The organism is Gemmatimonadota bacterium, assembly GCA_009838645.1.
GTDB lineage: Bacteria > JAAXHH01 > JAAXHH01 > JAAXHH01 > JAAXHH01 > JAAXHH01.
In genome coordinates, this window is the sequence record VXRC01000028.1 from 14,004 (window position 1) to 34,448 (window position 20,445).

Sequence of the window (20,445 nt, forward strand, 5' to 3'; positions counted from 1 at the left end):
TAGATTTTCCCTCCCGGCGGGTCGCCGTCCGGCTTCATCCTGAAGGGAGATCGACATGGCTATGGAGCAGTCCGAGACCCATCGCGGACTGACCGTCGAAGAGGTCGGCGCGTTCCACGACCAGGGGTTCCTGGTGGCCGGCAAGTTACTGGACGACGACCACGTGGAAACGCTTCGGGCGGAGTACGACCGCGTATTCGAAACAGCGCGCGAAAGCGGCCGCTACCGCAACCTGTCCATCGATGACACGGAAGACAAGTCGCGCAAGCGCAAAGCCCGGACGCAGATGCTGCAAATCATGCAGATGTGCGAACGCAGCATCGAATTCAGGAAACTGCTCTACCACGGGCCCATCCTGGATATCGTCGAGTCCCTGTTGGGACCGAACATCCAGCTTTTCCACGACCAGGCCCTCTACAAGCCGCCCCGGCAGGGCGGTCCCGTCTTCTGGCACCAGGACAACGGCTACTGGCAGTGCACCCCCGCGAACCTGGTGAGCTGCTGGCTCACCCTGGACGACGTGGACGTGTCGAACGGCGCCATGCACCTGATTCCCGGCTCGCACCGGCTCCTGGTCTCCCATGAACGGTCGGCCGAGACCAGTTCCCTCCTCGACCTGGGCGACCAGGCCGCAGCGGAAAGGGCGACGGTGATCGACCTGCCCGCGGGCGGCGCCATGTTCCACCATTGCCAGACCATGCACCACACCCCGGCCAACGTCACCGACCGGCCGCGCCGGGCCTTCGCCATCCACTACATGACACCCGGCACGAAGCGCATGCGGGACGGGGCTTACATCGATGTCTCCTTCGCCCACCCCATGCTGCGGATGCGGGTGTAGGGAGCTTGTATGACTGAAACCCCTCGGTGGGAACCCCTCGGACCGGACGTGGAGTCCATCCTGGCCGCCGAAAGCGATCCGCTCCTGGCCCTGTCGGAGGGCCGGATTCCCGCGATCATATGCCGGCAGGCCTATTCGCCCGCCCATTGCCAGGCCCTGATCGAGCGGTTTATCGACCGGGGGCTGATGCGGAATCCAGCCGATCCGGAGGCCGCGGCAAAGGACAGCCGCCTGCGTATCGATATCGGCACGAGCCTGGCGAACAAGGGTTCGGACAAGGAGGCTTTTCTGATGCACGCGGTCGGAACGCGCGTCCTGTACGAGACCCTGTTCAATGGGTATGAGGATCCCGTGAAGCTACTGTACGGGGTGCTGGACACGCTCGCGGGAGAGAAGCGCGTCATGACCGCCCGGGAGCCCGACGGCCGCAAGTACGGCCCGGCCATCTTCCGCATCCACTACGGGGGGCATACCTACAAGCCCCATATCGACCACGTCACGCTCCGGGAAAAGCGGTTCGACTACGACGTGACCCGTTTCGGCCACCAGTTCGCCGGAGTCCTTTGCTTCCAGAACGCTTTGCACGAGGGACGCAGCACCCAGGCCATCCTGCACCAGTGCATGTGGACGCCTGAGGTGCAGGAGTCCATCGCCACCGATACCTTCCCCGAATACGCCCGGCGCAACGGCGTAAGCAGCTACACCGTCGACCTCGAGCAAGGCGATCTATACTTCTTCAACACCCGCCTCATCCACGAGGTCCCCGCCGTGGAGGGCGACCAGCCGCGCATCGTCCTGGCCACCTTCATCGGTTATTCCCCCGACGACCCGGAAGTCTACGTCTGGTCGTGATGTGGTAGGGCGGTCTATCAGATGTACAATTGTACAATAATCAAGTTCCTCACGCCACATCCAGTACCGCCTGAAGATTCTTCGACGCGATCATCATCAAAGTTCGAGCAGCACCTGAAGGACGACGGCGGCCTTGCTCCCAATCTTGCAGTGTTCGTACCGATACACCTAACAATCGGGCGAACTCGACCTGCGATAATCCTGATTTCTTTCGAATCCCAGTAATATCGGGCACATTGATCACGCGGCCGTGTTTACCTCGTTTGATTTCCTGAAGACCTTCCAATATCTCCTTGCCAACGTCTCGTTCAACTTCATTCATTTTCCACCTCCCAACGGATCTTGCGCAAAACATGATTGGCGATGTTGTCCCTCACAGATTCCGAGTACTGATGATCGGTCAGGTATTCCCGAACGAGACGGGTAAAAAGCCTAGTCTCGATATAGCAGTACATAGAATTAATATACGGCATTGCCGTACGAGGTTAATAGGTAAAACCCGCTACAACCGTCTTGTTGCTAAGGTGTTTTATTTTGTCAGATTCAACGACGGGTTACAAATTGCATTGCATAAATGAACGCAATCAGTAAATTGATAGGACAATCGAATACAGCCGCAGGTGGCGGTAAGCAATTACGCTGAAAAGGGAAGATGGTGCGAATCCATCACGGTCCCGCCACTGTGTTCGGGGACGAAACTCAAACTCGTCACTGCCGGTCAGGCTGAGTCCAAGGACCGGCGGGAAGACTTGAGGAGTAGGACGATCCGTCAGTCAGGAGACCTGCCTGCAGGCTGTGCGAACGCTTCTCCGTGAGCAGAGAGGCCGAGCCCGGATGCGCATGCCTGCCGTCCCGACCCAGCCCTTCCATTGCGGAGCGGCTGGTTTTTTTGTGCAGAAAGGGGACGAGTCGGTGTGAGCGTGGAAACCGCCAAAGGGGTGGAAACCGCCTTCCGCGTTGAAGACCTCTCCTGCGGTTACGATCGTCGCCCGGTGCTGGAGGGCCTGTCGTTCGACCTGCGCCAGGGCGAGATGCTGGGGGTGATCGGGCCGAACGGCTCGGGAAAGAGCACGTTGATACGTGCGCTTACGCGGATTCTTCCGCTGAGCCGGGGACGCATCACGCTCTACGGGACTCCGCTACAGGACTACACGGTCCGTGAGATCGCGCGCGAGGTCGCCGTCATTCCCCAGCAGACGCCGGTTACCTTCGCCTTTTCTTCGCTGGACGTCGTCATGATGGGCAGGACGCCCCATCTTCGGCGCTTCCGTCGAGAAGGTCCGGAAGACCGGGAAATCGCCCTCGAAGCCATGCGGCGGACCGACTGCCTCGCCTTCAGGGACCGCCCCATACACGAACTGTCCGGCGGTGAAAGGCAGCGGGTCATCATCGCCCGGGCGCTGGCGCAGCAGCCTTCGATCCTTCTCCTGGACGAACCGACCTCTTTCCTGGACCTGAACCACCAGGTCGAGATCTTCGATCTGCTTCGCCACGTGTGCGCCCGCGACGGACTCGCCGTGCTGTGCGTGTCCCACGACCTCAACCTCTCGTCAGAGTACTGCCACAGGCTTATGATGCTGAAGGAGGGGCGTATCTACACCGACGGCACGCCCGAAGATATCCTGACCCGGGGACACATCAAGGCGGTCTTCGAGACCGATGTGACTGTAATAAAGAGCCCCTATTCGGGTTCGCCGCAGATCATACTGAAACCGGGAGACTGACCGGCTTGACGATGAAACGTCCCCTCATACTGGTCTTGACGGCCGTAATCCTCTTCGTCGCCTGCGTCTTCTCCATGGGAGTGGGCGCCGTATATATCCCGGCTGGCGCCGTGCTGCAGGTGCTGGCGGATCACCTATGGCCAGGCGGCACGCTCGAGGCGGCAAAGACGGCGACGGACACGATCGTCTGGGAGATCCGCCTGCCGAGAACCCTCCTGGCGGTGCTTGTAGGGGCCGCCCTGGCCAGTTCGGGCGGGGTGATGCAGGGCTTCTTCCAGAATCCCATGGCCGATCCCTATATCATGGGCATATCGGCCGGCGCCGCGCTGGGCGCCACGGTTGCGGTCACCCTGGATCTGCAATTCTGGATGCTCGGGCTGAACGCGGTATCCATCGCGGCGTTCCTCTGCGGCCTGGCCGTGACCATGGTGGTGTACGCCTTCTCCCGCCGGGGAGGCCGCGTGGCTTCGACCACTCTGCTTCTGACGGGCATCGCGATCGGCGCCATGGCGACTTCCTTTACGTCCTACATGCTCGTGATGGGCGGCGAGAACCAGCGGCAACTGCTCTTCTGGCTCATGGGCAGCCTATCCGCCCGGAGATGGGACCACGTCTGGATGCTGGTGCCCTACGCGGCGGTCGGTCTGGCCGTCGTCCTCGTATACGCGCGGGAACTGAACGTCCTGCTGCTGGGGGATGAGCAGGCGTCCCAGCTGGGCGTGCACGTCGAACGGGTCAAACTGATCCTGCTGACGGCGGCCGCCTGCCTAGCGGCGGCCGCGGTATCGGTGAGCGGCATCATCGGTTTCGTCGGCCTGCTGGCGCCGCACATGGTCCGGCTGATCGTGGGGCCCGACTACCGCATCCTGACGCCCATGGCCGCCCTGGCCGGCGCCTTGCTGCTGGTGCTGGCCGACCTGGTCGCCCGGACGGCCATGGCCCCGGCCGAAATGCCCATCGGCATCTTGACCACGTTACTCGGCGCTCCATTCTTCCTGTACCTGCTGCACCGGCAACGGCGGGTCTGAACCGGGCGCGCCGGATAGGACCGGCAACACCTTCTTCAACTACAACGCCGGGTCTGAACCAAGGAGATCGCATGCCCAGGCTTACAAAGATATACACCCGCAAAGGCGACAACGGGACCACCGCCCTCGGCAGCCGGCAACGCGTACCCAAAGAGTCGCCCCGCGTGGCGAGCTACGGGACCGTGGACGAACTCAACTCGGTCATAGGCATCGCCCTCGCACACGGACTGGCTCCGCGGCTTGCGGAAACGCTGCCGGTCATTCAGAACGAGTTGTTTCACCTCGGATCGGACCTGTGCTTTACCGAAGAGGACAAGGAGAAATACCAGATCCCGCTGATCGAAACCCGGCACGTGGAGAAACTCGAAGCGATCATCGACGAACTGAACCCCATCGTTGGACGGCTCGAGAACTTCATCCTTCCCGGCGGGTGTCCGGGCGCCGCGTACCTCCACCTTGCGCGGACCGTCTGCCGGCGCGCGGAACGGGAAGTAGCGGCCTTGTCCCGCAACGAGGCCATCGGGGCATTCGTGCTGGCCTACCTGAATCGCCTCTCCGACCTGCTCTTCGTCATGTCACGGTATGAAAACAAGGAACGGGGCGTCGACGAACCACTTTGGGACAGCAGGTTGTAGGATTGGACGTATCCGAGGTGAATTTGGAAGAAACACTCGAACGCCAAGAGCATTACCTGCTCAAGAAAGACGGAAGGTTCCTCGTTGCCGAACTGCGCACGCCCCACCAGGTGCTGAGTACCTCGGCCTGCAGCGGCGGAATGACCGGCCGCGTCCGTTTTCTCGTCAACCACCAAAGCGTCGAGGGCCAGGGCCACCTGGATCGTTTCGAATGGATGTTGGAACTCGGCGAGACGGGATACCACCACCACGTGTGCAAGGAGCTTGGGCTCGAACCGGAAGCCGTCGCAATGATGGGCACGGCCGCGAACATGAACTACGCCGCCCGGATCGTGGAGACCTTCGCCGAACTGCGCGTATGCGCCGTCGTGACGGCCGGAGTCGAAGGGAATGCGGGCTGCGCCGGCGATCCCGCGGACTGGCATGAAGCGGAATCCGGGCAGATGGAGAGACATCCCCATGAGAGACATCCCCACGACGGTACGATCAATACGATGCTGCTCGTCAACTGGCCGCTCACGCCCGGTGCCATGGCTCGCGCGGTCGTCACCATGACCGAGGGCAAGTCGGCGGCCCTCCGGGACCTGGCCGTATCAAGCCGGTACTCCCAGGACCTGGCGACCGGGACGGGCACGGACCAGTACTGTATCGCCGCGCCCCTGGACGAAGCGAAACGGTCCAAGGCCAGGGCGGGTCACCACGCAAAACTTGGCGAATTGATCGGTTCGTCCGTCCGCCGGGCGACCCTGGAGGCGCTGAGGTGGCAGAACGGACTGGAAGCCTCCAGCACGCGCAGCCTTTATCACGCGTTGAAACGATACGGGTTCAAAGCCGACCGGTTTCTGCCCGCCATGGAAAGCCGCTTGGGCGCGGAAGAATACGCGCTCCTGGACAAGAACATCCGGTCGGTCGTCCACGATCCGGGTGTTTCGGCCGCCGCGTACGCCTATGCGGCGGTATGGGACCGCGTGAGGCACGGTACGCTTTCTACCGGACTGGCCGCCCCGCTGCTGAGACAGCAGGCTGCCGTCCTGGCCTCCGCTGTCGCGGCGAAACCGGAGGCTTGGCCGGCCTGTTACGAACAGCTTGCCGTCCATGAAGACGCGTTGCTGGATGCCGTCTATGACGCGATAGCCCTGGGATGGCGCCTGAAATGGACCTGACGGTTCTCGCGCCGCACCCCCTTCTGCTCCTGTGCGCGGTCGCGTTGGACGGCATCCTGGGGGATCCGGTCTACCGGTGGCACCCGGTGCGCCTGATGGGCTTTACGCTCACGGGCATCGAGCGCATGCTCCGCCGGACCGGGCTGGACGGGTACGCGGGCGGGTGCATGCTGTTCCTGGCGCTCTCTGCCTTCTGGGTTGGCGTCATCGCGGCGTTGGCCCTGTGGCTGAACGGCCTGCATCCGGTGCTGAACGGGGTTTACCAGGTCTTCGTGATCTACAGCATGGTGGCGCTCCGGGACCTGTGCCGGCACGGCATGGCCATCGACCGCGCCGGGGACCTGGATGGCGCGCGCCGGGCCGTGTCCATGCTGGTCGGCCGGGATACGTCCGCCATGGACGCCGCGGCCTGCCGGCGGGCAGGCATGGAAAGCCTGAGCGAGAACGCCGTGGACGGCTTCATCGCGCCCGTCTTCTGGTATGCCCTGCTGGGGTTGCCGGGCATCGTGCTCTACAAGGTGATCAGCACGATGGATTCCATGGTGGGGTACCGGACGCCCCGATATCTGCGCTTCGGCTGGTGCGGGGCGCGGCTGGACGACCTGTTCAATCTCGTACCCGCCCGGCTCACCTGGCTGCTGATGGCGGCGGTCGCGTTGCTACTGCCCGGATATTCGGGTCGCAAGGCGCTCTCGGTGGGATGGCGGCAGCATGGACTGATTCCGGGTCCGAACTCCGGCTGGAGCGAAGCGGCGGCGGCCGGTGCCGTGCAGCGGAGGCTGATCGGGCCGATATGGCAGGATGGAAAGCTGGTTACGGAGATCTGGATCGGCGACGAAGGCGATCCGGAAGGCGGCCAGGCCGGCGACCTGCGCCACATGCGCGTCCTGGTCGTGGTCACGTGCGTTATAGCTACCGCTCTCTCGATTTTAGCCATGGTCGTGCCGGCGTAATAGAAATGAAACCGACGGAAGTTTCACCGCGACCAAACGGTCACTTTCCCACGCCGTAAAATGAGGCGGAGTACTCGGTAACACCTGCTACTCCTACCATAGAATCTTCCTGTTGCGCAATCGTTTAACCGGTCTTTAGTTTGAAGTTACATCCGATTTACGTGTGACTGGCTTGACTATGTCCACACCTTGTTACGCATGACTTCGACGGTTTGGTGCATTCCGTGATGTTCAGCCAAGTACCATTCGGCATCCTGCCTTAACACGCTTCTGATCGGGTAGTGATATGACCTTTCAACAACTGAAAGAAAGTGGAATCCAGGTCGCGGTCTGGCTAAGAGACACCGTCCTGCAGGTCGCGCCGCTCCTCCTGGAGGCGTTGCTATACCTGGTCGTCGGGCTGTTCGTTGCCCGGCTGATCAGAAAACTCGTCTCCAGGCTGTTGGACAATGCGGATCGGATCGTGCCGTACGGGAGCATGAAGACCTACGTAAAAGCGTTCATCCAGCGGCACCGCGTACCCGTCCTGCTCGGCGGCATCGCCTACTGGACGGTGATTGCCGTCGTCCTCGCCGTAGTGGCCGACACGCTGGGGCTGGTCGTGGTGTCCAGCTGGCTGGAAGCGCTCGCCGGTTACCTGCCCAGGGTGATGGGTGCCGTCGCCATCGTAGTGGTCGGGTTCATCGGCAGCATCGTCCTGCGCGACGTGATCGAGATGGCGGCCGGTTCGATCGGCCTGGACCTGGGTGATAACCTGTTGCGATTCGTGCGATTCCTGATCGTGGCGGTCGCCTTTCTCCTTGCCGCCGGTCAGCTCGGGGTCGACGTCTCGGTCATTTCCGGCCTGATCATGGTCATCGTGGGCGGCGTGCTGCTCAGCGCCGCGCTGGCCTTCGGGCTCGGCGCGCGCGCTTCCGTGTCCAATATCCTGGCGAGCCATTACCTTCGTAAGTCCTTCTCCGAAGGTGAATACGTGCAGATCGAAGGCCACAGGGGACGCATCATCCAGATAACCGCCACCGCGGTTATCCTCGAATCCGATGAGGGCCGCGTGGTCGTCCCCGCGAGCGTATTCAACGAGCAAATCACCGTAAGCGGCCAGAAGCAGCACCCCGATGAATAGCAAGAACGATCTCGTCCGGTCATTCATAGAGGCCCATCCCACGGAGGCGGCCAGGATCCTGGAGCGGCAGCGGGAAGGCGACGTGCTCCGGCTTTTCGAGGATCTGGAGACCGAGACTATCGCCTCGGTGGTCGAGCGAATGAACGACCATGCAGCGGCCGACCTGATGGACCGGCTTGAAACCGGTCCGGCCACCCGGGTCATGGCGGCGATGCCCTTCCGCGCCATGGCGATCCTGTTGCGCCGGATGCAGTCGAAGGAGGCCGTCCTGGACGGCCTGCCGGACGAGGTCGTCTCCGGATTCCGCCTGGTGGACCGCTTTCCCGATCGTACCGTCGGCGCCTCCATGAACCCGCGCGCGTTGACCGCGACCGATGATATGAAACTGGGTGACGTGCTCAGTGCCGCGCGCCGTTACCCCGACCGCGTAAGGGACGTCTTCTTTGTCGTCGACCGGGAAGGCGTCCTGATGGGCCTCTCCCCCATGCGGCAGATACTCGCCGCTCCCGCGGACGCATCCCTACCGGACGTCATGGAACCCGTCCGGCACACACTTTCCCCCTACGTGACCCTGCAAGACGCGGGCGACGCGCCCGGTTGGCGTTACAGCAGCGAGTTGCCGGTGGCAGACGGCGAGGGCGTTTTGCTCGGTACGATCGGCCTCGTGGATATCCGGCGACAGGGCAACCGGGATTCGGAATACGATCACGCGTCGGAAAAAGCCCTGGGCGAGCTGTTCCGCCTGGGATTCTCGGCGTTCGCGGGCGGGCTTCACCTGGAAGCCGACGGAGACCCGGAAATAGAAGGCGGCCAAGATGAAGGCCATGAAGACGAAGGCAACGCAAAAAAGGAATCAGGCCATGAGTGAATCCACCACCCCATCCTGCGCCGATGCGCTGATCCATGAATATGTCCGGCTGTTCCCCGCGGAAGCGGCCTCACACATCGAGCGGATGTCCCCGGAGGAGATTGTGCCGGCCCTGGCCCTGGTCTCGCCGCCGGAACTCGCGGAAACCGTCAGAAGGATGGATCCCGATGTCGTCGCGGCGTGCGTCCCCGCCATGCAGCCCGAGATGATCCGGACCGTGTTTACCCGAGTCGAGCCTGCCGTCGGGGTAAGCGTCTTCGTCCGAATGGAAAGGAAGGACCAGGACAGGGCGTTTTCCCATCTGCCCCATCACCTGGTGAGAGAATACCGGTCGCTGATGTCCTATCCCGCCGAGTCCGCCGGTAGCCTGATGGATTCGCGCGTGACCATGTTCCGGGAGGACAGCACCGTGGAAGAAGCGCTGGTGCAGCTCCGCGCGGTCAAGGGACGCGACCTGCTCGATCTCTGCGTCGTCGACCGGGAGAACCAGCTGACCGGCATGGTACCCCTGCACCGCCTGGTCAAAGCCGATCTGGGTACCCGGCTCACCGAACTTGTGGACGGCGAGTCCATCCACATTCCCGACATGGCGGAGCGGGAGGAAGTCGTCGCGCTGATGGAGAAATACCAGATTACCACCATCCCGGTCGTAAACGCGGATGGATTTCTGATGGGCGTGATTCGCCACGATACGATCTTCAGGGCGGCCCAGGCGGAGATCACGGAGGACCTGCAGACCATGTTCGGCGCCGGCCGGGAGGAACGCGCGTGGTCCCCGGTCTCGTTCTCGATCCGGAAGCGGCTGCCCTGGCTGGAGGTGAACCTCGTGACGGCCTTCCTCGCTTCCTTCGTCGTCAGCCTCTTCGAGGACACGATCGCCCAGATCACCGCTTTGGCGGTATTTCTGCCGATCGTGGCCGGCCAGTCCGGCAACACGGGCTGTCAGGCGCTCGCGGTCGTCATGCGCGGCCTCGCCCTGCGCGAAGTCCGGACCGGCAACTGGTGGCGGGTCACGCGGAAAGAAGCGGCCATCGGGTTTATCAACGGGTTGGTCGTCGCGGCGACGACCAGTCTGGCCGTGGGGCTGTGGACCGGAATACCCGCCTTCGGGCTGGTGATCGGCATATCCATGGTCGCGTCCATGGTCATCGCCGGGATTTCCGGCGCGTTGATCCCCCTTCTGCTGAACGCGATCGGCCAGGACCCCGCGCAGTCTTCGTCCATCATCCTGACCACCGTAACCGACGTCGTGGGCTTCATGAGCTTTCTCGGACTGGCGACGCTTATGATGGGAATGCTGACCGCGTGACCTCGCTAATGGCCGGACTGCTGACGTCTACGCTATGACCTTGCTGGCCGTTTCCGCTGTCCGGCCCTGCCGTCCGGCCCCGTTGTCCGGCCCTGCCGTCCGGCCCTGCCGTCCGGCCGTCGGGTGGCCGTCGGGTGGCCATGTTTATTTGGAATCGCCCTGATTCCCGGGTTCCAGGGGCACGTACCTGAACACCGGCGGCAACGACGCTTCTTCCGAAATCTTGTATTCCACGGCCGAATGCGGATAGGCGAATCCCAGCCTGTCGCTGTTTGAGAACGCACCGACGATCTTCGCGACGATGGCCGTGGAGATCTTCTGCCGTTCCACGGCGATGGACTGGTAGCGCAGCCGCATCAGGACCCCGGAATCGAAGAACTCCGCCCTTACCTCCGGTTCCCGTCCGAGTTCTTCCACGATCTCCTTCGTCGACTCCCGCGCGCAGGCGATGAGCGTCGATTCCGCGAGTTGATAGTCCGAATCATAGGACACCCGCACGGGGACTTCGTCCAGGATATACTTTGTTTCTTTCGATACCGCGTAGTTGATCACCATCTGGTCGAACAGTACCGCGTTCGGGATCAGTATGCCCCGGTTGGACGATTCCTCGCCGCCCACCGTCCCGCCGACCTCTCCCAACAGGACATGGGTCGGCGAGATGTCGAGGACGTCGCCGCGCACGCCCATGATGATGATGCGGTCGCCGATCTTGAAGGGCCGCTTGATCATGACCATGAGCCACGCCGCCACGCCGGTAACCGGACGCTGGAGCGACCAGCCCAGCACCATGCCCAGGAACGCCACGGTCAGCCCCATGGCCGCCAGCGAACCGGACATGCTCACGATCACGAATACGATACCCGTAAGGAGAAAGGCGTACTTCCACATGGTGGTGAACTGCAGGACCTGGGCGTCGCTTCGGTGCTTCTCCTTCATGGCCCGGATGACCAGGTTCTTCGAAATCCTGTACAGCACCATCAGGGCCAGAATCGTAATCACGGCATACAGGATTCCGGTCATGGATTCTCCCAGGGCGCTGACCAGCATTTCCTGGATCCGCTCCGGGTATCCGTTCGATACGACCTGGGTAGCGGCCGCCTGGAGGGAATCCTGTGCGACTTCCAGCAAATCGTTCATTGCGTCTTCCTTTCCTCAGTGATACAAGCGATACAAGCGATGCAAGCAATGCAACTGCCATATTGGCATATACCTGTCATTTTGGCATATCTACGTGTTGTATATACACAAGCCGACATCCTTGTAGTCCGCAAGCCTTTGTTCAGACCGTGTTTTTCAATCTGGCACGGTAGTTGCGATCAGATATAGGCAGTCGACGGTGAATTCACTTGGAGCATTTAGATACGTCAGAAGTGTCTCACATTCCACTACAAGAAGGAGGATTCAAATGAATCTCATCAGATGGAAACCCGGCGAGTTGTACAGTCTCAGGCGCAACATGGACCGCATGTTCGACAGCCTGTGGAACCAGTCGGAGGATGGAGAAGGCACCAACTCCGCGATCTGGACCCCGTCCGTCGACATTTCCGAGACTGAAAACGGCTATGTCATCTCGGCGGACCTGCCCGGCATGAACAGGGAAGATTTCGACATTTCCTTCTCGAACGGCCGTCTGGCCATTTCGGGTGAACGCAAGGCGGTGAACAGTACCGGTAAAAACAACGTGCACAGGATCGAACGGCTGTACGGCAGGTTTACCCGGTCCTTCGATCTGCCGCAGGACGCGGACACCGCCAGGATCGACGCCATGTACAAGGACGGCGTGCTCACCCTCACCATCGGCAAGGCGGAAAAGGCGAAGTCGAAGCAGATCTCGGTGAAGGTCCACGCGTAAGCGCCCTGAAGGTCCGCAATCAGGACCCGAAAGGCTTGAAGGCAAGACCCACGGGGAAGTACCTGGAGGCAGGATCCGGGCACTTCCCTGTTTTTCTGCCCCACGATGACCGGGGAAGTCCAGGGTCTCTACCTCACCACCCCGTAGAACCGCGCCAGGAACCTGGGCGGGACGAAAAGGGTATAGAGCAGGCGCAGCATCCAGGTCAGCAACAGCGTGCGCACCGGCCCGCGGCGTTCCCAGCGCCGCGCGGAGGTCAGCACGGCTTCGTCGATCCAGTCCAGGCCGCCGGCCTTCTTCAGCCGGTCGGCGAACCGGGCGTCTTCGAAGACCGGAATCCCGGGAAATCCCCCCACTGCCTCGAAGGCCTCCCGCGTAGTATAGATCGCCTGGTCTCCGTAGGTAATGCCCAGGAAGCGCGAACGGAAATTGGTGCCCCGCGCGATCCACCGGTATATCCGATTCGTATGGGCGATGTCGAAACGGAACCGTCCTCCGGCCTTGCCCCGCCCACGGATCGATTCGGCCACGAGTTCCCGCCATCGGTCCGGAAGCCGGGTGTCGGCGTGTAGAAACAACAGCACGTCCCCTGACGAAGCCGCGGCGCCCGCGTTCATCTGGATCGCCCGGCCCCGCAGGCTGGATTCGATGAGTCTCGCATCCGGCCGCGAACGGACGATCTCCGGCGTGCCGTCGTCGCTTCCGCCGTCCACGACGATGATTTCCAGACCGGCCGGCTCGTCCGGACGCACCGATCCGCCGTCGAACTGCCCCAGGCAGTCCTCGATCGTCGATGCCTCGTTGAGTGTGGGGATGATGACGCTGATCCGGGGGGCCCCGGCGCGATACGCATTCCCGTGCCCGGGCGTGCCATGGTCGAGGAAAGATGCCGGGGTCGATGAGGCCGGCTTATCCGAGGGTCCGTTCCAATGACCAGATGAAGGCTTCATTTTCTTCCCTCGAACCCGTCGAAACGCGGATGTGGTTCGGTGAGGCCCACTGGCCGGCGCCCGCGCGGACCATGACCCGCCTGGACCACAGCTGTCGTACGATGCGCTGCGTCTCCCGGCCGAAGTCGGCCCAGACGAAACACCCGTGGCTGGGTATGACCCGGGCACCGAGCCGCTCCAACTCGGCGGTCAGGTAGTCGTTTCCGTCCCATACGGCCTGCCGGGACCGCCGGACGTGCTCCTCGTCGCCCAGGGCCGCGGCGGCCGCGTGGACGGACAGGACGTTCCGACCCAGGAGGCCCATGGAGAAAGGCGCAAGGCGGTAGATCACGTCCCGGTGGGCGACGGCGTAGCCCACGCGGATGCCGCCCAGACCATACACCTTGGAGAAGGTGCGGAGCACGATCACGTTTTCCCGTTCCTTCGCGACCTCGATGAAATCCTGGTACGCCGGGTCACGGACGAAATGAACGTAGACCTCGTCGATGGCCACGAGGACGTGGGGCGGCACCCGGTCGATGAAATCCAGGATCTGTCCATGGGGCAACAGCGCCCCGGTAGGGTTGTGGGGGTTGCAGATGATGACCAGGCCGGTGCGGTCGCCGATCTGCCTGCCCATGTCTTCGAGATCGTGATTCCCGTCAGGGAGTACGGGCGACTTGCGCGCCTGCACCGCGTGGTCCGCGTCACGGAGTTCGTCGCCGACGCGCGTGATCTGTCCGTAGGAGGGGAGGGCTTCCACGACTTCGCCGTGTTTCATCAGGGCCTGCAGGGCCAGGATCTGGAGCAGCTCGGTCGTTCCCACGCCCAGCATCAGGCCGTGACGGTCGCCGGTGGCCTTGAAATCGAATCCCGAAGGACGGGGGATGTCCAGGTCGTGGTGCCGGATGATGGCCTGCTGCAGGGTCGTCGTGTAGTCGTACCGGTTCATCCAGTCCTGGTGCCTCAGCACGGCTTCTATGGCCGCGGGGGAGGCGCCCAGGGGATTCTCGTTGAAGGCCAGCCGGACCCGGCCCGGTTCGAGCCCTACACTCTTTACGTCCGTGGGCCGCCTGCCCGCAAGCTGGGCCGCAACCGCGTCCGCTCCCGCCGGTCCCGGCAATCCCGTCAGTCCGCCCGCCAACGCGCCCGCTCCCGCCAGCCCGCATAGTCCGCCCAGTCCGCCCAGGCCGCCGCGGAGGAAGTCCCTGCGAGATACGGGATCGTCCCCGTAGTATGCGTCAGAGGTCAATTGCCGGGATCCTGCTCGAGGTGGTCGAAGACGTCCTCCGACACGTTGCCGTATTTTATGCCCGTTTCCCGTTCCACCCGGTCCACGCCCTTGACCTTCTTGATCCGGACGATCAGCCGGTCCAGCTGGCTGAGATGTTCCACCTCGATGCCGAAATTGCCGTCCGCCATTCCGTCCGTGGTGTCCATCGCGGCGTGGGTGATGTTGATCCCCGCATCGGAAATCGTCCTGGAGATCTCGTTCAGCAGGCCGGGTCGGTCGCTGCCGAAGATGCGCAGTCCGACGACGAAGAACTGGTCCTTTTCCACGTCCCAGTGTACCTCGAGGCGCCTTTCCAGGTCGTCCACGATGTTCGCGCATTCCTTGTTATGCACCGTCACGCCGCGCCCACGGGTGATGAAGCCGATGATCGGATCGCCCGGGACCGGCTGGCAGCACTGCGCGAAGCGGATCATCAGGTTGTCGATGCCCGTGACCTTGACCCCGCCCCGGGATCGGCGCACCCGGTCCACGAACCGCGTCAGCACCGACTCCCTGGGCGGTTCTTCCTCGGAAGGCTCCTCCGGAAGCAGCCGCTGGGCGACCTGGGCCGCGGAATACTCCCCGCGTCCGATCGCGGCATAGAGGCGATTCGCGTCGGGCAGCCCGTACTCCTTCGCGAGGGCCTCCAGTTCGTCGGTTACCTTGCGCTTGACCTTGAGCCGTTTCAACTCCCGGTCCAGCAGGTCTTCGCCGAGGCTGATGCTCTGTTCCAGCGTGGCCTTTCTGAACCACGACCGGATCTTGGAGGACGCCTTGGTCGTCTTGACGATATCCAGCCAGTACGAACTCGGCGTCTGGTGTGGAGAGGTGAAAATGGTTACCGTGTCGCCGTTCTGCAATTTCGCGGCCAGCGGCGCGATATTTCCGTTCACCTTCGCCCCGCTGCAGTGGAGCCCGATGTCGGTGTGTATGGCGAAGGCGAAGTCCAGTACGCTGGCGCCCTGCGGCAGTTCCTTGAGATCCCCGCGCGGGGTGAAGACGAAGATGGCGTCGTCGTACAGGTCCATGCGCAGGTAACTCATGAACTCCTTCGGGTCGGTCATGTCGGTCTGCCAGTCCAGCGCCTGGCTGAGCCAGTCTTCCCGGTTCTCGCCGTCCTGGACCTCATCCCTTCCTTCTTTGTAGAGCCAGTGGGCGGCGATCCCCACTTCCGCGATCCGGTCCATCTCCCGCGTGCGGATCTGGATCTCGGCCGTTTCCCCGTTGGACGCGATGATCGTGGTGTGCAGGGACTGGTACATGTTCATCTTGGGTCGGGAAACGTAGTCTTTGAAGCGGTCGAAGATGGGGGTGTAGAGTGTATGGATGATCCCGAGCGCGTGGTAGCAGTTGGGCACCGTATCGGTCACGACGCGCAGCGCCAGCAGGTCGTAGATCTCTTCGAAAGGCCGGTTGCGGCGCTGCATCTTCGTGAAGATGCTGTAGAAATGCTTGGCCCGACCGTTCACCGTGGCGTCGATGCCGGCGTCCTTCAGGGCCTTGACGATGGGTTGGCGGATCTCGTCGATCAGCTTCTCCCGTTCCGCCCGCTTCTGGTCCAGCTTGCTCGCGAGATCCCGGTATACATCGGGAGACAGGTATTTCAGGCTGAGGTCTTCCAGTTCGGATTTGATCTTGGCCATGCCGAACCGGTGGGCGAGCGGCGCGTAGATCTCCCGCGTTTCGAGGGAGATGCGCTGCTGCTTCTCCTCTTCCAGGAAGGACAGCGTCCGCATGTTGTGCAGCCGGTCCGCGAGCTTGATGAGGATGATGCGCACGTCCTTCGCCATGGAAACGAGCATCTTGCGGAAATACTCGGCCTGGAGTTCCTCCTGGCTTCTGAAGGACAGCCCGGTGATCTTGGTGACGCCGTTGACCAGGACGGCCACTTCCTCGCCGAATTCCGCGGCCAGCTGTTCGATTGTCACCTCTTCCACGTCTTCCACCACGTCGTGCAGGAGACCCGCCGCGATCGTCACGGCGTCCAGCTGCAGGCCGATCAGCGTAAGCACCACCTGCGTGCAGTGCACCATGAAGGGCTCGCCGGACTTGCGGACCTGGCCGGCGTGGTGCAGGGTGCTGAAATGATAGGCTCTTTCGATGAGGTCCAGCTGGGCTTCCAGCGCCTCGTCGGAGTCGATTTCCGGATGTGAAATGGCGTACTGCTCCAGCAGTACCTGGACTGGTACGATCGCGGAGTGGGCAAGGGTGTTTTCAGCCGTCGCAGTCATCGGGACATTCGCCTCGACAGCCCGACATCGGGCCTGAACGCGCTTGACAGGGCCAAGGGGCGATTTAAACTAATGCTTACCCCTTTGGTCAACCGACGCGGAATGCGTGTGTAACGTTTCTTATTTACAATAGGTTATCTCATATCCTTTAGATAACGGGCGAAATGGACCGTTGTCAAGCCGGATTTGGCGGGCCGGGGAACAGGAAAGCCGATACATCGTGGACGAATCGATCGAAGGCGGATCGGTATTCCGGCCCGATGCGGTGGGCGTTACGGACGTTCCTGATCATGGACCGGGTCTCCTTTGCACGCCGGTCGTAGCGGTCCGGCAGTGGTTCTCCCGTGGTGAAGGGGAACTCGTGCACGCCCAGATCGAGGCGCAGGACGGGCGCCGGATGCAGGTTCCATTCCGTCTGATCGGCGGATATGACCCGGTCGGCGGGATTGACGACCACCAGCAAACGGTCCTGCAGGTCCTTCATGCGCGCTGCCAGGGCATCTCCGTGAAACAGCACCTCCTTCAGCCAGCGCAGCGGGGGATCGACCAGCCGGCGGTGGCGGCCGTCGACCTGTTGACGGTTGTAGCCATCATCCAGCCGGCGGTGGCGGCCATCGACCGGGTTTCCGCCGCGGCCATCGACCAGGTTACCGTGGCGGTCATCGACCGCGGTGCGCACCGGTAGCCCGTCCGGAAAGGACGCGCTACGAAGATACGCCGACAACTCCTTCGCGGCCGAATCGTCCATGATGAAAAGGCTTTCGGGCCGGATGCCGCCGAGGGGCGCGCCGGACGCGAAGAGTGCGGCCCGTGCATCGGAGAACCGTCCGAAGGGATCGGCCAGCAACAGGACCAGGGCCAGGTAGCCGCCGGCCGAGTAACCCAGGAAGCGCACCCGCGCCCCGGCCCTGCAGGAAGCATGCTCGCCCCTTTCTATGCGCGCTACCAGGTCCGCGGCGTCGAAGCAGGACTGCAGCCCGCCCAGGCAGTACCGTTCGGGCGCCCGGTCCAGTCTTTCGCTGATCCGTCCGTTGAAGGGGCTGGTCCGCCCGTTGCCCGTCATGGCAGCGCGGCGGGCGGCGATCCGGGTTTGTTCCTGCACGCTCCAGAGATCCGATCGCCTCCCCACGTGGAAGGACAGGGGGAAGAGGATGACGGGAATGCCGAGCCGCTGGGCGAAGCTGCCGGCCCAGGGCAGCATCCTGGCGTAGCTGCCCTCGTTCAGCCCGTGGAAGATGACCAGGACCTCGCCGGCGCCCGCCGCGGGCAGATCGACCGGCTCCACCATGAGGTAGCTGAACCCGCGGTTCTCCTCGATATCCCGGTCCTCCGGCAGCAACAGGCCGGTCCAGCGGGATTCGAAACGGGGGCGGCGCAGCCGGAAGCGTCCGTCGTCGACGGGATCGCCGCCCTTCCGGTACAGCCGGTTCAACTCATCGGGCTCGTATACGTTTCCGGGCACCCGGCAACCTCCTGCGCGTTCGATCCGGTCTGCGCGTCCGGTTCGGGTCGGATGACCAGTACCGCGCTTATTTGAACATGCAACCACAAGACCACCGCCGCGTGACCCTCCGCTCCATCCTGGCCGGCATCGTCCTGGCCGTTTTCATCAGCCTGTGGATCCCCTACAACGTATGGGTCGTGCGCGGGACGTTCATGGACTTCGAGCACGTCTCGGCGTCCCTGATGGCGCCCTTCCTGTTCTTCGTCATCGTCGTGAACGGCCTGCTGCGCAAGTACCGCCCCACGGCCACGTTCTCCACGTCGGAACTCCTCGTCATCCTCGCCTTCGGCCTGATCGCGTCCACCGTGCCGTCCCACGCCTTCATGAGCTATTTCATCGGCGTGATCACCACCCCGTACTATTTTGCATCGCCCGAAAACCAGTGGGTAGAGGTTTTCTTTCAATACCTTCCGGCCTGGCTGCTGGTCGACCCCGAGGACCATACCATCCGCTGGTTCTACGAAGGGCTGCCCGCCTACGCCCGGCTGCCGTGGCGTCCCTGGATCGTCCCGCTCTTCTGGTGGGGCACGTTCTTCATCGCCCTGTTCTTCGCGGGGTCCTGCCTGGTGGTGATCCTGCGGAAACAGTGGATCGTCCACGAGAAGCTCAGTTTCCCGCTGGCCCAGGTCATCGCCCAGGTCATCGACGAGCCCGGCGGCCGTTCGTTTCTGCCGCCCTTCATGCGGGGAAGGCTCTTCTGGATCGGGTTCTCGCTGCCGCTGGCCGTGATCGGCTGGAACATCGTAGACTACTTTACGCCGGTCGGGGTGATCCCCATCGGACAGCCCTACGCGACGGACCTCGTCATCGGCCACCTGTTCCCCGCCATCAGGATCAAGATCAACATCTACCTCCTCTGCTTCGCCTTATTCTCCCCGGTGGACATCCTGTTCAGCATCTGGGTCTTCCACCTGCTGGCCATCCTCGAGTCTGGCGGCATGAACGCCGTGGGCCTGCTCGAAACCGGGGCTTCGCCGGACGCCGCGGTGCGGCTGCAGGAGATCGGCGCCCTGATCGTCTTCGTGCTGTGGGGGTTCTGGATCGCCAGGCGCCACCTGTGGGACGTGGTGCGGAAGGCCATGGGCGGCCTGGGCGGCCTGGGCCGGGCGCCGGAAGTGGACGATTCCGATGAGTTCTTTTCCTACCGGGCGGCCGTCCTGGGCGTGTTGCTGGGCGTCGCCTACATGGCGGCCTTCCTGCACATGGCCGGCATGAGTCCTGTCATCATGGCACCCTTTCTGATTCTGCTCTTCATCTTCTATGTCGGCGTGGCCCGGATCGTGGCGGAGACCGGCCTGGTCGCCCTCGATCTGCCCATGAACTCCCACGAGTTCCTCATTCGCGGGGTGGGCTCCTCCGGCATAGACCCTTCGTCCCTCACGGTCTTCGGCCTGACCAACGCCTTCGCGCGGAACTGGAAGACCTTCACCATGGTCTCCGTTTCCCACATCACCCGGATCGGGGACCGGGTCTGGACCGACAAGAAGCTGATGTTCGCCGTGATCTGCGGGGCCTTTGCTCTGGCGTTCCTGATCGGCGCCGCATACACCGTCTATTCAGGATATGAGACCGTCGGTGCGTCGCAGTTCGACCAGTGGGCGTTCACCACCGGGAACATCCACTTCTTCGAAAGCGTCAAGGTATGGATCCAGAACCCGACCCGATTGTCGGTCATGGAGACCGCCTGGTTCTTCCTCGGAGGTCTCGTCATGATGGTGCTGATCTTCCTCCGGTACAAGTTTCCGGGCTGGCCGCTGCATCCCGTGGGACTCACCATTGCCCGCGGGGTGGCGATCGACAACGGGGCCTTCACCCTCTTCGTCGCGTGGGCGGTCAAGGTCCTGCTGCTCCGGTCCGGCGGCATCAGCCTGTTCCGCCGCGCCCAGCCGCTGATCATGGGCATGCTGGTCGGATTCTGCACGGGACTCGTCCTGTCCAACCTCGTGGACATCATCTGGTTCCCGGGACAGGGCCACCGGATACACGGCTGGTAGGTGTCCCGGGCAGCCGGATACACGGCCGGCGGGCGTTCGGAGCCGCCGGTACACCCGGCGCGTGAGGGTGCGGGAAATGTTGCGATTCCATGACGAATAGAATTGACATTCGGGTACCTAACCCCATATAATCAAATGGTTTTGTGGATCTGAACCCGCCTGGAGA

18 protein-coding genes and 1 riboswitch are annotated in these 20,445 nt (G+C 62.8%); of the genes, 12 read left to right on the forward strand and 6 right to left on the reverse strand.

Going from position 1 to position 20,445, the window contains the following annotated elements; all coding sequences use genetic code 11:
* Positions 1-55: 55 nt before the first annotated feature.
* A complete protein-coding gene (locus F4Y38_08195) occupies positions 56-841 on the forward strand; it encodes a phytanoyl-CoA dioxygenase family protein (GenBank protein ID MXY49267.1) in 786 nt (261 codons plus the stop codon).
* Positions 842-850: 9 nt separating this feature from the next.
* The gene (locus tag F4Y38_08200) at positions 851-1,693 is read left to right on the forward strand and encodes a hypothetical protein (protein MXY49268.1); all 843 of its coding nucleotides are present in this window, start codon (positions 851-853) and stop codon (positions 1,691-1,693) included.
* Between the two features lie 49 nt (positions 1,694-1,742).
* Here F4Y38_08200 and F4Y38_08205 read toward each other — a convergent pair whose 3' ends face one another.
* Positions 1,743-2,015: a helix-turn-helix domain-containing protein gene (locus F4Y38_08205; GenBank protein MXY49269.1), complete on the reverse strand. Its 273-nt coding sequence runs from the start codon at positions 2,013-2,015 to the stop codon at positions 1,743-1,745.
* 279 nt (positions 2,016-2,294) lie between these two features.
* Positions 2,295-2,498, forward strand: a riboswitch (cobalamin riboswitch).
* A gap of 64 nt (positions 2,499-2,562) precedes the next feature.
* On the opposite strand from F4Y38_08205, the gene F4Y38_08210 reads away from it, so the two are divergent.
* The 8 genes from F4Y38_08210 to mgtE all read left to right on the forward strand — a co-directional run bounded on the left by F4Y38_08210 (position 2,563) and on the right by mgtE (position 10,496).
* Entirely contained in the window at positions 2,563-3,417 is an 855-nt protein-coding gene (locus F4Y38_08210) for a heme ABC transporter ATP-binding protein (protein MXY49270.1), read from the forward strand.
* 11 nt (positions 3,418-3,428) lie between these two features.
* Positions 3,429-4,445, forward strand: coding sequence for an iron ABC transporter permease (locus tag F4Y38_08215; GenBank protein ID MXY49271.1), 1,017 nt, complete (start codon positions 3,429-3,431; stop codon positions 4,443-4,445).
* 71 nt (positions 4,446-4,516) lie between these two features.
* Positions 4,517-5,080 carry a cob(I)yrinic acid a,c-diamide adenosyltransferase gene (locus F4Y38_08220; GenBank protein MXY49272.1) on the forward strand — a complete coding sequence of 188 codons (564 nt, stop codon included), beginning with the start codon at positions 4,517-4,519 and terminating at the stop codon, positions 5,078-5,080.
* Complete coding sequence (locus F4Y38_08225) at positions 5,062-6,243, forward strand: adenosylcobinamide amidohydrolase (protein MXY49273.1); 1,182 nt, start codon at positions 5,062-5,064, stop codon at positions 6,241-6,243. The genes F4Y38_08220 and F4Y38_08225 overlap by 19 nt, the downstream gene beginning before the upstream one ends.
* Complete coding sequence (cobD, locus tag F4Y38_08230; GenBank protein ID MXY49274.1) at positions 6,234-7,196, forward strand: cobalamin biosynthesis protein CobD; 963 nt, start codon at positions 6,234-6,236, stop codon at positions 7,194-7,196. The genes F4Y38_08225 and cobD overlap by 10 nt, the downstream gene beginning before the upstream one ends.
* A 286-nt stretch (positions 7,197-7,482) precedes the next feature.
* Positions 7,483-8,319, forward strand: coding sequence for a mechanosensitive ion channel (locus tag F4Y38_08235; GenBank protein MXY49275.1), 837 nt, complete (start codon positions 7,483-7,485; stop codon positions 8,317-8,319).
* Positions 8,312-9,187: a magnesium transporter gene (locus tag F4Y38_08240; GenBank protein MXY49276.1), complete on the forward strand. Its 876-nt coding sequence runs from the start codon at positions 8,312-8,314 to the stop codon at positions 9,185-9,187. The genes F4Y38_08235 and F4Y38_08240 overlap by 8 nt, the downstream gene beginning before the upstream one ends.
* Positions 9,135-10,496: a magnesium transporter gene (gene mgtE / locus F4Y38_08245; GenBank protein ID MXY49277.1), complete on the forward strand. Its 1,362-nt coding sequence runs from the start codon at positions 9,135-9,137 to the stop codon at positions 10,494-10,496. The genes F4Y38_08240 and mgtE overlap by 53 nt, the downstream gene beginning before the upstream one ends.
* A 144-nt stretch (positions 10,497-10,640) precedes the next feature.
* Here the strand turns inward: mgtE and F4Y38_08250 are convergent, their stop codons facing one another.
* Entirely contained in the window at positions 10,641-11,633 is a 993-nt protein-coding gene (locus F4Y38_08250; GenBank protein MXY49278.1) for a mechanosensitive ion channel family protein, read from the reverse strand.
* A 268-nt stretch (positions 11,634-11,901) separates the two neighbouring features.
* On the opposite strand from F4Y38_08250, the gene F4Y38_08255 reads away from it, so the two are divergent.
* Positions 11,902-12,348: an Hsp20/alpha crystallin family protein gene (locus tag F4Y38_08255; protein MXY49279.1), complete on the forward strand. Its 447-nt coding sequence runs from the start codon at positions 11,902-11,904 to the stop codon at positions 12,346-12,348.
* Positions 12,349-12,476: 128 nt separating this feature from the next.
* Here the strand turns inward: F4Y38_08255 and F4Y38_08260 are convergent, their stop codons facing one another.
* The 4 genes from F4Y38_08260 to F4Y38_08275 all read right to left on the reverse strand — a co-directional run bounded on the left by F4Y38_08260 (position 12,477) and on the right by F4Y38_08275 (position 18,243).
* The gene (locus F4Y38_08260; protein ID MXY49280.1) at positions 12,477-13,298 is read right to left on the reverse strand and encodes a glycosyltransferase; all 822 of its coding nucleotides are present in this window, start codon (positions 13,296-13,298) and stop codon (positions 12,477-12,479) included.
* A complete protein-coding gene (locus tag F4Y38_08265) occupies positions 13,258-14,529 on the reverse strand; it encodes an aminotransferase class I/II-fold pyridoxal phosphate-dependent enzyme (GenBank protein MXY49281.1) in 1,272 nt (423 codons plus the stop codon). Before F4Y38_08265 ends, F4Y38_08260 begins: the two co-directional genes overlap by 41 nt.
* Positions 14,526-16,781: a bifunctional (p)ppGpp synthetase/guanosine-3',5'-bis(diphosphate) 3'-pyrophosphohydrolase gene (locus tag F4Y38_08270; GenBank protein MXY49282.1), complete on the reverse strand. Its 2,256-nt coding sequence runs from the start codon at positions 16,779-16,781 to the stop codon at positions 14,526-14,528. Before F4Y38_08270 ends, F4Y38_08265 begins: the two co-directional genes overlap by 4 nt.
* Before the next feature lie 175 nt (positions 16,782-16,956).
* On the reverse strand, positions 16,957-18,243 hold the full coding sequence (locus tag F4Y38_08275) for a hypothetical protein (GenBank protein MXY49283.1): 1,287 nt from the start codon (positions 18,241-18,243) through the stop codon (positions 16,957-16,959).
* A 77-nt stretch (positions 18,244-18,320) separates the two neighbouring features.
* On the opposite strand from F4Y38_08275, the gene F4Y38_08280 reads away from it, so the two are divergent.
* Positions 18,321-20,279 (forward strand): hypothetical protein, encoded by a 1,959-nt coding sequence (locus F4Y38_08280; protein MXY49284.1) that lies wholly within the window; start codon positions 18,321-18,323, stop codon positions 20,277-20,279.
* Positions 20,280-20,445 lie beyond the last annotated feature (166 nt).